Genomic DNA, 12918 nt, shown 5'->3' on the forward strand with positions numbered 1-12918 from the left:
CGCATGACGCTGTACAGGCAAACATTCATCTGGCTCTTGCTGGTATTTACCCTGCTGCTGGCCTGTGTGTTCTATATCCAGATCCACAGCTCACGCAGCTATCTGCTCCACCAGCAGTCCATTGACCTCGACAATGCGCTGAATGCAGCCGGGCTGGCCTTGACGCCTTATCTGGAGGAGCAGGACGTCGTGGGTGCGGAATCCGTGATCAATGCCATGTTTGATGGCAGTTTTTATCAGCATATCTCCCTGAAAATTTTCACCCCGAATGCAGTGATTAACCGGGAATACCCGCAAGAAGCCTCCGATGTGCCTGCCATTTTCCGGCAATGGCTGCCGGTTTCGCCCGTCACCCGAAGTATGACGCTCACCAGTGGCTGGCTTCAGACCGCAGAATTGTCGATGACCAGCAATACCACGGTTCTGCACCGCCAGTTGTGGCGGAACGCGAACCAGCTTTTTCTGACGCTGACGGCCATTCTTGGCATTGGTGCAGCGGCTTTATTCTTCGGATTAAACCGAATCATCCGTCAACCGCTTCATCGGCTGCAAACCAAGGCCCAGGCGATTTCCCGCAACGATTTTGGTGCGCCTTTACCCCTGCCTGCCACACGAGAGCTTCATGACGTGGTACAAGCCTTCAACCACATGAACAGTCGGCTGCAGCAGCAATTTCAGCAACAGGCCGAAGAGGCAGATCGGCTGCGCGTACAAGCGTATCAGGATTCAGTCACCGGGCTCGCAAACCGGCGTTTTCTGAGATCGCAATTGGATGCGTTGCTGACTGGTCAACATCAGGGCGGCATCATCATTCTCAGGGCAGATCACATCGAAACGGTCTATCAGGAGCAGGGATATCGGGCCGGTGATCCGATGATTGCCTGTCTTGCGCGCCAACTGGCGGAGATACAGACCCCCCAATCCACGCTGGGTCGGCTGAGTCACACCGAGTTGATGTACATCAGCCCGACACAGTCCAGAAAAGCTCTGGTGGAAACAGCAGAACGGATGCTGGCGATCACCCAGAAGCTCAGCCCGGCTCAGAACGGGCAAACCAGTCCCCGCTGTGCTGCAGCCGTGGTCATGAGTCATCGCATTGAATCTGTGTCGGCACTCCTCTCGATTGCCGACAATGCGTTAAACCGGGCCAGCCTTCAAAAGGACCAGCCCATTGCGGTCGTGGGTCAGGAAGTCGTTCTGCCTGCATTTGGCCGTCAGCAATGGCTGGCGATGGTGACCAAAGCCATCGAGACCGATCAGTTTACATTCAGTCTGCAGACTGCAATTTCACCGGAGCAGCGCCCCCTGTTCCGGGAAGTCTACGCGAGCTTCCGCCACTCAGGTGAAACGTTCAGGGCCAATCAATTTATGCCTGCGCTGGATACCCTCAGCGCAGGTGCAGCGCTGGACCGCTATGTGTTAAATAAAATGGCCAAGACCCTCGGCGTGATGCAAGATACTACACCGCTGACCGTCAACCTCAGCATCAGCAGTATCACGCATGCTGGCTTTACACGTTGGCTGGGCGGGTTTATGGGATTACATCGCAGATTTTCCGGCCGATTGCTGTTCGAAATTCCGGAGAGCGCTTTTGTCCAGCATTTCGAACAGACAAGTCTGTTATGCGACATCATTCGTCACTACAATTTCCGTTTTGGCATCGACCACTATGGGCATCATTTCAGTACGCTGGGCTATTTGCAGCGCTTCCAACCCTATTACGTCAAGCTCGATCCGGCCTATACCAGTCGTTTGGATCAGTCGGTCAGTTCCGATGTTCTGCGTGCGATTACCCGAACCGCCGCGAACCAGCACATCCTGACCATCGCAACCCATATCGAAACCGAAGCCAGAATGAAGGCGCTGGCACAATTATCCGTGACCGGATTTCAGGGCTATGGCGTCGATGGACTTCTGGGGGAAAGCAGCGCATGAGCGATCCTTTACTGACTGCGCTGATTTATGTCAGCCGTCATTATGGCGTGTCCAACACCCCGGATGCGCTGATTGCAGATTTGCCGCTGGCAGACGGCCAGCTCACGCCCTTCCTGCTGCCCCGTGCCGCAGAAAAGGCAGGACTGGAAGCCAGAGAAGAAAAACTCCCGCTGCATCAGTTACCGGCATTGCTGCTGCCAGCCATCTTGCTGCTGAAAGGCAATCAGGCGTGCGTGTTGCTCGGGATCGATCACGAAAAACAACAGGCCGCCATTCTGGCCCCGCATCTGGAACAGGAAGAGCGCTGGGTGCCCTTTTCAGAACTGAGTCAGACCTACAGCGGTCACCTGTTTCTGCTGAAAAAGCGTTTTCGCTACGACGAACGCTCCCCCGAATTACTGAAATCCAGAGAAGGGCACTGGTTCTGGGGCACGCTCTGGCAGTCCAGGAATATATACCGGGATGTGCTGATCGCGTCCGTTCTGATCAACCTTTTTGCCATTGCCACGCCCCTGTTCACGCGCTTGGTGTACGACAAAATTGTTCCCAATCAGGCATTTGACTCTCTCTGGGTGCTGGCCAGCGGGATCACCATTGTGTTTGCCTTCGATTTCCTGCTGAAACTGCTGCGCAGCTACTTCATAGATGTCGCCGGGAAAAAATCCGACATCCTGATTTCTGCCCGTATCTTCGCCAAAGTCATGGGCATCCGGATGGAATCGCGGCCGCCGTCCGTCGGGGCTTTTGCCCGTCATCTACAGGAATTCGAGGCTATCCGGGAGTTTTTTACCTCGGCCACCATTGCTTCCCTGATTGACCTGCCCTTTGCGATTCTTTTTCTGGTCGTGATCTGGCTGATTGCCGGTCCTCTGGTGATTGTGCCCGTCATCGCCGTGGTGTTTCTGATGCTCTACAGCCTGATCGTCCAGCGGCCACTACGCCGGACCATTGAAGAAGGGTCCCGGTTGGCATCGCAAAAACACGCCAATCTGATCGAAAGCTTATCCGGCTTAGACACCATCAAACGCTACGAAGCGCAGAGCCAGTTCCAGTACAAATGGGAAGAAGCCGTTGCCCATATTGCGAACTGGAGCATCAAATCCCGTCGTCTGACCGATTCGGTACAGAACACCGCCGGATTCAGCCAGCAGTTTGTCACCGTTGCGATGATTGTTTTCGGCGTTTACCTGATTGCCGCCGGAGAACTGACCATGGGGGGACTGATTGCGGTCTCGATGCTGAGCAGCCGGGCGATTGGCCCCATGGTCCAGCTTGCGGTGCTCTCCACCCGCTATCATCAGGCAAAATCGGCCAAAGCCATCATTGAACAGCTGATGGCCATGCCAGTAGAGCAAGAAGCCAATAAACGCTTTATCCACCGTGCGGCACTTAAAGGGCGAATCCAGTTCAGTCAGGTCGGTTTTCAGTATCCCGGCCAGCAGCGCATGGCGATTCAGGATCTGAGTTTCACCATTGAACCGGGGGAGAAAGTGGCCGTCATCGGCAAAGTCGGCTCGGGGAAAACCACGCTGGAACGCCTGATCATGGGGCTGTACAAACCCACGGCAGGAGCCATCAGTCTGGATGATACGGACATCGGTCAGCTTCACCCAACAGATATCCGCCGGAATATCGGCAGCGTGCCACAGGATCTGATGCTGTTTTATGGCTCGATCCGCGACAATATTGCGCTCGGACGGCCGCAGGCTTCAGATGAAGCGATCATCCGTGCCGCAGAGCGCGCCGGCGTCACGGCCTTCACTCGTCAGGATGAAGCCGGATTAGATCGTCAAGTGGGCGAAGGCGGACAGTCCCTGTCCGGCGGTCAGAAGCAGGCCATCGCGATTGCCCGTGCACTGCTGAGCGATCCCCAAGTGCTTGTGATGGATGAACCCAGCAGCAGTATGGATAACAAGTCCGAACTGGATCTGAAAAACGTGCTTCGTCAGCTCGGAGACGACGAAACGCTAATCCTCTTTACTCACCGCATGAGCATGCTGGATGTCGTCGACCGGATTCTGGTACTGGAACAGGGCCAGCTCGTCGCCGACGGTCCGAAAGATCAGGTCCTCCGGCAACTCCGGGAAGGCAATCTTCAGGGCGGGAAAGTGGGGAATGGGTGAGAACAGCCATACTGCCAACAAACGCGGTCTGTTTCTCCCCTGACCAAAGTGAAGGAAAAACCAGTGCTCGCAACAAACTCGGTCTGTCCCTCCCCTTGCCAAGGGGAGGGAATGTTCAGACTTTACATGGCCGGGTTATCGATCCGGTTCCAGAAGCAGACTTTTTGATTACTGCGCTGATCAACCAGCCAGGTGTAGTTACAGTTATCGTCGTAACTGTAACGGCCGGTTCGTACCTGATAAGGGCCAAAACTGGTGCCTTGCATCGACTGGAAGCGTCCCTGATACAACAAAGAGAAATGCAGGTGCGGGCCTGTGGATGAGCCGCCTTCACACAGTGCGACGGATTTCTGGCTGGCATACACCCCAAGCTTAGTGTTCTTGTTGACCCACTGGCCGTTCGAAACCTGAATCCCGTCCATGTGATAGTAGTTCGTGCCCCAGCCATTGGCATTGGTGACCCGAACCTGACAACGAGACAGCACGGTGACATATCCATCGTGCGCTGCCGTCACGCTGTAAGTTGCACCGCCCCATCTTGGCCAGTCATACGAGACATCAATCGAAGACAGTGGAAATCCTGAGCCGCTGTGTGCATGCGGGCCATTTGGCACCCAGTTATACCCCTGACGCCAGGGCATCTGCATAAAGCCATAAGGAGGTGCGACGCTGCTGAAAGATCGCGCTTCCATTCTGCTTTCCGCCGTTGGCACCGGCTCACCGAACCAGGCCTCGTATTGCTGCAACCAGACGGACGAAAGCTGGCTGTCGTTCAGCGTACTGAGAATCGCCAGTGTCGACGCATTGGACGCCGTCAGCCTTTCGCCTTCATAACGATAAAAATACTGTGAAAGATGATTTGAAATCCGTTTGATGGCAGCTTTTAACTGAACTGCCTGCGCTGCCGTCACTTCTGAGTCCGGCTGCCAGTGTTCCGCAACCTGCAACGTGACCAGCACCACTCTGGGGTCCACCCCCGTTGCGCCACTCCAGTGCAGCAGGGTTTCACTCAATGAAGCCCAGTTGGGTGCAAAGACCTCAAAAAATGCTTTGTCATCAAATGGATGTTGATAAGGCCTGAATACAAAATTGTCATCAGAGAGCAAAGGCTGGATATGAAGACCTTGTTGCTGAATTTGCTGCGGAATCGGCGAGCTCGCCACGGCCGGATACAGATCATGAGCCAGAACCTGAGCACTGGCTGCAACAGATAAAGCCACGAACGTCATTGTTTTTTTCATGATGATTTTTCTCCTCATCGCATGACATGCAATGAGAAGTCTGGCAGGGAAGAAAAAATATCGCGGATTCATCTGCCAGTTTGCGAGTGGGCTTTAATCTGACTGCATCCATTTGTAATTGATAGATTAAAACATAAAAGGCAGGCCTCAAATTTGACCGACACCGATCACAACCAACGCCGGACCTGTCTTTGATCATTCAGATAGCTGCCGCGGAAACGCTGAATCATCGCCCGCGCTTCATAGAAGCAATGAAGAAAAGGAGACCCAGCGGCCAGACAGGCAGATAAGGCGCTGCCAGCTTCATTCCGAGCGCCGTCAACAGCCACAGCAGCACAGGCGGGCACTTAGGTGTCAGTTCCCCCTGATAAAAAATCAGCAAAGCGTGGTGCTTTGCTGATGAGAAACGATCGTGGTCAGTTAATGACGTTCTTCCACTAAGAATCGCTTGAAGAAGTCACCCAAATCGACTTTCGCCAGATCTTTAAATTCACCGGCGTCATAAAAGCGGCCTTTACAGGTTGGGCAGCTTTCAAACCAGATGTGGGGCTGTTTGGGGTCAACCAGTCGCAACAGCGCGTTATTCGGACACACCGGGCAGTCAATCTGATCAATCTGGTTAAACGACTCACCAATACCGGCGTCCCCGATATCGACCGTGTCTGCCAGCGGTTTCATTTTTTCAATTTCGTAGGCATCCAGCCACAGTCCCTTGCAAGCCGTACAACGTTCAATATCACCCAATGGGGTGGTCACATGTTCAAAATTCGAATGACATTTCGGACACTGCATTTGAAACTCCTTTGATGTTTGTCATTGATTTCAAACGCATCATACATTCAGACAACTGCTGCGAGATAGGCAATTTAACGCATAACAGAGATTTCTGTGATCCCGCGACGATTACACTTTGCGCCGAAACAAAAAGCCGTCCACCCGGACGGCTTGGTTTCTGCGATTTACGGGTCTTGCTGTAACTGAACCTCTTTCAGCGCTGCCGTGACTAAAGCATGATCGTCTGCCTGCGGTAATCCCGACACGGTCACGACGCCAACCAGCCCGCTGCCTTTGATCCGAATGGGAAAAGCGCCGCCGTGCGCACAATAGTCCATGGCATTCACGTGAGGCTGAGACTCAAACACCCGCTGCTTCTGCGCGTTATAACAGCCCAGATAATACGAACTTTTCCCGTATCGCAGCACACTGTTGCGCTTCCGCCGGATCCAGTCCAGGTGATCGCTGTTGGTCTCTGGCATCGCATAGCTGAACAGCACTTGCCCGAAACCATAAACCTCTATGGCAACGGATGCCTGCCTGGACTCTGCCAGCGTTTTCAGAAGACTGCCCAGGGCCCAGGCCGTTTCATGGTTAAAGTGATTCAGTTGCAGGGTCTGTTCCTGTGCAAGCAAGGCGTCGGGATTCATGGGTTCACCTGCAGTGTCTGTCCCAGCCGGCTGCTTTCCATCGCCAGTTCAATCAGCCGGATGTTCAGCAACGCCTCCTGTGCCGGAACCGGGTTCGCCTTACCTTCGCGAATGGCATCCGCCACCCCGATAAAGTAATGCTGATAACCCCCCAGCTCGGTTGGCACAACCTGAGACCCGGTCGCGTGATGGCACTGACCATACTGCGATGCAGCCTCTGCGGCCCATTCCGGCTGCTCCGGCAGAACCCCGGCTTTCAGGTAATCTTCCTGCGGATCAAGGCCATATTTTTCATACTTCCCGGCAGCGCCCAGCACTTTGTAGCGCAGGTTCGGTTCCGGGCTGTACAGGTTGGCATGCAGATGCACAAAGTGAGTCGGATACCGCAGGATCAGGTTGAAGTAATCAATGGTCTTGGCCCCCGGACGCAGCATCTCACACTGTGCGGTCAGCGCAGTCGGCGCACCGAATAAAGCAATGGCCTGATCGAGCAGGTGCGGTGCCAGATCGAACAAAATGCCGCCGCCGTCCTGCGCCTGCTCGCGCCAGCGCTGACGCACTTCCGGCCGGAAACGGTCAAAATGAGATTCGAAGTACTTCAGCTCGCCCAGCGTGCCCGCTTCAATCATTTTTTTCACAGTCAGGAAATCGCCATCCCAGCGGCGGTTGTGGAACACACTCAGCACCCGACCTTTGTCTTCGGCCAGACGAATCAGGGCTTCCCCGTCTTCCACGCGTGTGACGAATGGCTTTTCAACAATCACATGTTTACCGTTTTCCAGCGCCAGCTTCGCCAGATGATAATGCACATCGTTCGGCGCAGTAATGATCACCAGCTCAGCATCGCTTTCCACCAGCATCGACTCAGCCTTGCTGTAACACACAACTCCGGGCCAGTCGGCTTCTACCGCGGCCTGCTGACTGCTGCTGATTGCTGTGAGTTCGAGCTGAGGCAGCGCGGCAATAAATGGCAAATGGAAGGTTTTGGCTGAGAATCCATAGCCGACAATTGCAGTTTTTACAGGAGTATAAGACATATTAACGCTGTCCTTGGTTGGGTTGCGCCAGCATCACCTGAATCTCATGGTGATCGCAAAGCTCGGCAAAAGAAGAAGTCAGGGGCTGGTCCGTGATCAGTACATCAATCGCATCCAGACCACAGATATGATGGAAGTTTTCCTGCCCCAGTTTAGAGTGCTCACACACCAGAATGATTTGTTGCGCTTGCGCCATCATGGCTTGTTTCAGAGAAGCTTCCTGCTCATTATTGGTCGAAAGCCCGTTTTCAGACAGCGCACAAACGCCGATGAATGCTTTATTGACGCGATAATCCAGCAGTTGCTTTTCGGCCTGAGCCCCCAGAATCGCGCGATGGAACGGATCAAATCGCCCGCCCAGCACATGCACCCGCACATCCGGATTGAGCGACAACTGCTGTAAAATATCCGTTGAGTTCGTCACCACAGTTGCAGGCTGGTTGATCCGAGCCGCCATCAGCGTCAGCGTGGTACTGGTATCCATCAGCAAGTGATCATCGGCTTCAATGAGTCCGGCTGCAGACACAGCCAGCGATTGTTTCGCTTCGCTGACCGGTTTCTCTGCGTAGGATTCCAGTTTGGCGGTGAGCGTGGCACGCATGGCACCGCCACGGATACGCTGAATGCCGGGCTGCTGGGTCAGTTTGACCAGATCCCGGCGGGCCGAATCCCGCGACACCGAGAACTGCTCGCAGATATCATGCAACATCACTTTCCCCTGCTGTTCAATCAGCGAGACTAAGTGAATCAAACGTTCTTCCTGGGTCATTTACTCACAATCACTTAAGTGGTTTTAAGTGATTATGGCGTAAAAATGCATGAATGCAAGCGGCATTCCTGACAGGACAGACAGCAATCAATCCGACCCCGCTGGCAATCACCAGCCTGTCTTTCTGACTAGAAACTCAGGGTTCTCCAGAGACCGTTATCCACCAGTAACCAGACAGCAACCAGCCCCAGTGACAGAAAATAAATGATCCCCTGCACTTTCTGATTTTTTCGGTTCCCCGACATCTTTGCCAGTAAGCCACCCGCCCAGATCCAGACCAGATGCATAGAAATATTCAGCACGGCAAGCCAGGCAACCAGTACCCAGATCGCCTGCTCACCGAACTCCTGATGCGCCTTCTCGGAAAAAAGCGAAAACATCAGCAACACCAGCAACCACCCTTTACTGTTCAGCAACTGAATCAGCACCCCATCCACAAAACCCAGCGGCTTTTGGGCCTCACCCTGCGCATACAGACTGGTTTTCAGGAAGCCGATCGCCAGATACAGGATATACAGCGCCCCCACACATTGAAGCACCTGTAAAGCCATCGGATATTGTTCGATAAACGCACCCAAACCGAGACCGATGATCAGGGACTTCACCAGAAAAACACTGTCGATGCCAAAGAGTAAGGGTAACGACCGCCGGACACCCACACTGGCACCAGACGCGGCAAACACGATATTGGCGGGACCGGGACTGAATACCAGCGGGAACATCACGCCTAACCACAGGAACAAAAAGCTCATTCATATCTCTCCATGTCAGATGATGCCAGCATCTTAATGGGGGATGACGTGCAGGTTCTTGTATGAAATTGCAGATGGGGGGATCAGCGCTAATGAAGTCAGTTGGCGTAGTGCCGGGGCGGAACGCCAAATGCGCGCTTGAAGTTGCGGGTGAAGTGGCTTTGATCAAAGAAACCACAAGCCAGTGCAGTGTCTGCACAACTCTGACCCTGACGAAGCAATGTTTTGGCGCGCTGCACTTTCAGCATCAGCAAATACTGATGCGGCGTCATGCCATACTGCGTTTTAAAATCCCGGATGATTTTGAATTTGGTTTGCCCGCACAGGTGTGCCAGCTCATCGAGTGCGACGTTATCCTGCCAGTGATCCTGTAAGTAATCGCGCACTAACACCGGAGACTTTTTGTCGGACGTCGTGAGAGAAGCAACATGACGCGCATTGCCGTAATTTGTGAACAGCATCTCCAACGCGGTGATCAGCAGGGAATCCCGGGTCAGATCCAGGCTCGGAGATTCCAGCGATACATGTAACTGAAACAGCAGGTGAAACAGTTCAGGATGATGAATGACTGCGCGATCAATCACTGGCGACACATGCGCTGGTGTCTCTGCAAAACACCGGGCGATGAATTCAGGCGAGAAGTAAAACATCCGATAACGCCAGCCCTGCGCACAGCCGGGAAAGCCGGTATGAATTTCGGCAGGGTTGATCGCGACGATTTGCTGCTGAGGCACAATAATATTACTGCCCCGGTAAAACAGCCCTTCGGCACCCGATTCAATCACACCAATGGCCAGCTCATCATGCCAGTGCCGGGAAAACTCAAACTGCGTGAAAGCAGCGGACAGCAGTTCAATGCCTGGATACCGTGCTGGCCGCCACATTCTGGAAAAATCCCTGGTTTCCGTATTCAATCGCATCCCCTTCGCGCCACTGATTTTCTGTGGCTCATCATGGTATGCCGCATCTGAATATACTGTCAATTTGATTGGGTGATCACGAATGAGACTGCCGAATTCACTCTACAAATGTTCAAGATTTCATAGATTAAAGCGCACAGGATCGATAAGACCGGATTCAATAAACCTATTCTGAGCAAGTACTTAGAATTGTAGTCACACAAGTAAAACACAGAAAGCTAGCAAACTGACTCTGGAGATCAATGCATTTCATATGCAAAGCGGAAGGAAAACATGAGTTTGTGGGGTTGAGCCAGAAACAGGTTCTGGCTCGGAAGTAAAGATTAAGCGTTGGATAATGCCAGACGGGCGGCAAAGCCAATAAACAGAGTGCCCATCAGGGTGTTCCCGAGCTTGCGGACACGCTGGCTGGCTTTCACTAACCGGGTGATATAAGCTCCGCCGAAAATCAGCGCGCTCAGGAAAATCAGGCTGAAAAGTTCAAGTACAGCCGCCAGAATAAAAAATGAAACGCCCGGACTGTGGTAACTCGTATCAATAAACTGCACGAAGAACGACACATAAAATAATATGGCTTTCGGATTCGTCAGGCTCAGAATCAGGGCTTTGCGAAAAACGCGCTTTCCCGCTGTTTCTGGCAGTGTTTCTGCCGAACCCGGTTTGAAAGCGCTGTAGACAATCTTACTTCCGATGAACAGCAGGTAAATTGCCCCCAGATAGCGCACCAGAGTAAACAGAATCGGCGTGGTTTGGATCAGGGTAGCAACACCGGCATAAGCGAAAAACATCAAGATGGCATCGCCCAAAAAAACGGCCAGTGCAGCCATGTAACCTTGCCGGATCCCCTGAGTCATGCCGGTTTTGAGAACAAACAAGGAATTGGGGCCAGGCAGAAGAACAATCAGCATTGCCCCGGCAACATAAGCCCAAAAATTCAGTACACCATAATCTGCAAACATCGATACCCGCCTTCAGCAACCCGATTCCAACACTGCTTGCACTATATCGTGTTTGCATCTGGATTCAATGTTTCCATCATGCTGTATTCTGGTGGTTGATGGAATTAGATCAGCCGGATCGAAAAGGCCGAGGCCTCCACTGAGAATCCAGCCCAGATTACAGAGCGCGGCCGTCGAAATACGTCACCGGAATCTGCTCGAGATCGACATCATCAAGGCAGCGAACATTAATCGCAGCCATTGCTCTGCCCTGCGGATCTGTGCCTTCACCATACGGATGGATGCCGCACGTCGGACAAAACTGATGTCGAATCACATGCCGATGAAAGGTGTATGTCCTCACTGCGTTTTCCGGGGTCAGCAGATGCAAAGCGTCACGCGGCACAAACCAAAGTAAGGAACCTTTCCGTTTGCAAATCGAACAATTGCAGGCCAGTACTTCCTGCAACTCTCCCTCTACTTCAAACGCCACATTTCCGCAGTGGCAGCTTCCGCGATAGTTCACGACGCTTCCCCCTTTTCATGCTTTGAAATCAGATCACGGCTCAACAGATTCGAGTATAGCTTTCTGACACCAGAATGACGGGAAAGCAGGCAGCCTCACAGCACTTCATCCGCTGATAATCGCTTCGCCATCCAGAGTGAGCTGAGGTACTCGCCCTGTTTTCGGGCATATTCGGGGAAAACGCCCACTTCGGTGAATCCGAATTTCTGATGCAATGCGACCGACGCGTCATTTGGCAGGGCAATACCAGACAAAGCGCAATGCACCGGCTGCGATGCTAACGCATCCAGTAACCTTGCCATTAATGCGCTCCCCAGCCCATGCCCTTTTGCGTCGGGATGAAGATAAATCGTCACTTCTACGGTTTCAGCAAAAGCAGAACTGGGACGGTAAGGCTGACTGCAGGCGAATCCCATCACCTGATGATTCTCGACGGCAACAAATAGCTGGTGTGGGGTTTCGGGCTGAAACTGTGTAAACCACTGGTTGCGATTACCCAGCGTCATTGGATCGGTTTCGAACCGGGCCTGGGTGTGTTCAATATAATGGTTAAAAATCGCTGTGATTGCGGGAATGTGGGAGAGGTTCCCAACTTCAATGACTGACATATCGCGGCTTCCTTTTTGCGTCCAATCGAATCATGCAGAACCAGACTCGTGGATGCAAGCCCAGTCTTTTTGTGCGCAACCACAGAAAACACAGAGCATCATAAATCGATTCATCTACTGGCGAATATTCATTTGCTCGAAGCGGCAAGTGCATGGATCAGTGCCGTACATGTGATCAAAACGGCAGCAAGATCCTGATAGTCTGTTGCAATCAGAGCGAGCAGAAAAACCATCACACTTTACTGTGCACTTTTAATATCATGATCCGGCTGATGGGTATCCACATACGCATGAATGTCACCTTTTGAGTAAATCACAAACTGACGCTTTTCCTTGGAATTGGCCGGATATGGGCCATTGGTTTCTGACATGCGCTGTGCTCCGACGATTCTGCCTTGTTCGTTCAGGCAGAATTTGAATTTGAGATACCTTAAAAGGCGACAGATCTGTGCAATCAGTTAAGTATTGCTCCTCTGAGAAGCAGATAACGATGATTGAGTGGCGGATTGATATTGTTGTTTAGAAACAATCAGTTGATAAAATCTTTTGTGATATTGTTGCTCCCTTTGGGATTAACCAAAAGGAGCATTGTGACGTTCATTCACAGGTGAGCTATGACTGAGATCTAACGTGTAATAAACAATC

The 12918-nt window shown here is 52.6% G+C and carries 13 protein-coding genes; 2 read left to right on the plus strand and 11 right to left on the minus strand.

Annotated elements, in window-relative coordinates; genetic code table 11:
* Positions 1 to 3 precede the first annotated feature (3 nt).
* Both Q4579_RS07455 and Q4579_RS07460 read left to right on the plus strand, forming a co-directional pair.
* Positions 4 to 1935, plus strand: coding sequence for an EAL domain-containing protein (locus Q4579_RS07455; RefSeq protein WP_303562918.1), 1932 nt, complete (start codon positions 4 to 6; stop codon positions 1933 to 1935).
* On the plus strand, positions 1932 to 4058 hold the full coding sequence (locus Q4579_RS07460; RefSeq protein WP_303562920.1) for a type I secretion system permease/ATPase: 2127 nt from the start codon (positions 1932 to 1934) through the stop codon (positions 4056 to 4058). Before Q4579_RS07455 ends, Q4579_RS07460 begins: the two co-directional genes overlap by 4 nt.
* Before the next feature lie 122 nt (positions 4059 to 4180).
* On the opposite strand, the gene Q4579_RS07465 is transcribed toward Q4579_RS07460, so the two are convergent.
* The 11 genes from Q4579_RS07465 to Q4579_RS07515 all read right to left on the minus strand — a co-directional run bounded on the left by Q4579_RS07465 (position 4181) and on the right by Q4579_RS07515 (position 12644).
* Positions 4181 to 5299: a M23 family metallopeptidase gene (locus Q4579_RS07465; RefSeq protein ID WP_303562922.1), complete on the minus strand. Its 1119-nt coding sequence runs from the start codon at positions 5297 to 5299 to the stop codon at positions 4181 to 4183.
* Positions 5300 to 5719: 420 nt separating this feature from the next.
* Complete coding sequence (locus Q4579_RS07470; protein ID WP_303562924.1) at positions 5720 to 6091, minus strand: zf-TFIIB domain-containing protein; 372 nt, start codon at positions 6089 to 6091, stop codon at positions 5720 to 5722.
* A gap of 167 nt (positions 6092 to 6258) precedes the next feature.
* Positions 6259 to 6723, minus strand: a complete 465-nt coding sequence (locus Q4579_RS07475; RefSeq protein WP_303562926.1) for a heme-degrading domain-containing protein — start codon at positions 6721 to 6723, stop codon at positions 6259 to 6261.
* Positions 6720 to 7760, minus strand: a complete 1041-nt coding sequence (locus Q4579_RS07480) for an oxidoreductase (RefSeq protein ID WP_303562927.1) — start codon at positions 7758 to 7760, stop codon at positions 6720 to 6722. The genes Q4579_RS07475 and Q4579_RS07480 overlap by 4 nt, the downstream gene beginning before the upstream one ends.
* A gap of 1 nt (position 7761) precedes the next feature.
* A complete protein-coding gene (locus tag Q4579_RS07485; protein ID WP_303562928.1) occupies positions 7762 to 8529 on the minus strand; it encodes a DeoR/GlpR family DNA-binding transcription regulator in 768 nt (255 codons plus the stop codon).
* Positions 8530 to 8657: 128 nt separating this feature from the next.
* Entirely contained in the window at positions 8658 to 9281 is a 624-nt protein-coding gene (locus tag Q4579_RS07490; protein WP_303562930.1) for a LysE family translocator, read from the minus strand.
* Positions 9282 to 9379: 98 nt separating this feature from the next.
* Positions 9380 to 10165 (minus strand): AraC family transcriptional regulator, encoded by a 786-nt coding sequence (locus Q4579_RS07495; protein ID WP_303562932.1) that lies wholly within the window; start codon positions 10163 to 10165, stop codon positions 9380 to 9382.
* 359 nt (positions 10166 to 10524) lie between these two features.
* The gene (gene leuE, locus Q4579_RS07500) at positions 10525 to 11160 is read right to left on the minus strand and encodes a leucine efflux protein LeuE (RefSeq protein ID WP_211650697.1); all 636 of its coding nucleotides are present in this window, start codon (positions 11158 to 11160) and stop codon (positions 10525 to 10527) included.
* A gap of 157 nt (positions 11161 to 11317) precedes the next feature.
* Positions 11318 to 11665 carry a GFA family protein gene (locus Q4579_RS07505; RefSeq protein WP_303562935.1) on the minus strand — a complete coding sequence of 116 codons (348 nt, stop codon included), beginning with the start codon at positions 11663 to 11665 and terminating at the stop codon, positions 11318 to 11320.
* 95 nt (positions 11666 to 11760) lie between these two features.
* A complete protein-coding gene (locus Q4579_RS07510; protein WP_303562936.1) occupies positions 11761 to 12273 on the minus strand; it encodes a GNAT family N-acetyltransferase in 513 nt (170 codons plus the stop codon).
* Positions 12274 to 12512: 239 nt separating this feature from the next.
* Positions 12513 to 12644: a hypothetical protein gene (locus Q4579_RS07515; RefSeq protein ID WP_303562937.1), complete on the minus strand. Its 132-nt coding sequence runs from the start codon at positions 12642 to 12644 to the stop codon at positions 12513 to 12515.
* Between the last annotated feature and the right edge of the window lie 274 nt (positions 12645 to 12918).

Origin of the sequence: Photobacterium sp. 1_MG-2023, assembly GCF_030547945.1 — a bacterium.
Lineage (GTDB): Bacteria > Pseudomonadota > Gammaproteobacteria > Enterobacterales > Vibrionaceae > Photobacterium.

Bases quoted from the DNA above. Each gene is read 5' to 3' on its own strand.
- Q4579_RS07465 (WP_303562922.1), bottom strand. From the start codon at position 5,299: ATGAAAAAAACAATGACGTTCGTGGCTTTATCTGTTGCAGCCAGTGCT.
- Q4579_RS07460 (WP_303562920.1), top strand. From the start codon at position 1,932: ATGAGCGATCCTTTACTGACTGCGCTGATTTATGTCAGCCGTCATTAT.
- Q4579_RS07475 (WP_303562926.1), bottom strand. From the start codon at position 6,723: ATGAATCCCGACGCCTTGCTTGCACAGGAACAGACCCTGCAACTGAAT.
- Q4579_RS07455 (WP_303562918.1), top strand. From the start codon at position 4: ATGACGCTGTACAGGCAAACATTCATCTGGCTCTTGCTGGTATTTACC.
- Q4579_RS07490 (WP_303562930.1), bottom strand. From the start codon at position 9,281: ATGAGCTTTTTGTTCCTGTGGTTAGGCGTGATGTTCCCGCTGGTATTC.
- Q4579_RS07510 (WP_303562936.1), bottom strand. From the start codon at position 12,273: ATGTCAGTCATTGAAGTTGGGAACCTCTCCCACATTCCCGCAATCACA.
- Q4579_RS07480 (WP_303562927.1), bottom strand. From the start codon at position 7,760: ATGTCTTATACTCCTGTAAAAACTGCAATTGTCGGCTATGGATTCTCA.
- leuE (WP_211650697.1), bottom strand. From the start codon at position 11,160: ATGTTTGCAGATTATGGTGTACTGAATTTTTGGGCTTATGTTGCCGGG.
- Q4579_RS07495 (WP_303562932.1), bottom strand. From the start codon at position 10,165: ATGTGGCGGCCAGCACGGTATCCAGGCATTGAACTGCTGTCCGCTGCT.
- Q4579_RS07515 (WP_303562937.1), bottom strand. From the start codon at position 12,644: ATGTCAGAAACCAATGGCCCATATCCGGCCAATTCCAAGGAAAAGCGT.
- Q4579_RS07470 (WP_303562924.1), bottom strand. From the start codon at position 6,091: ATGCAGTGTCCGAAATGTCATTCGAATTTTGAACATGTGACCACCCCA.
- Q4579_RS07485 (WP_303562928.1), bottom strand. From the start codon at position 8,529: ATGACCCAGGAAGAACGTTTGATTCACTTAGTCTCGCTGATTGAACAG.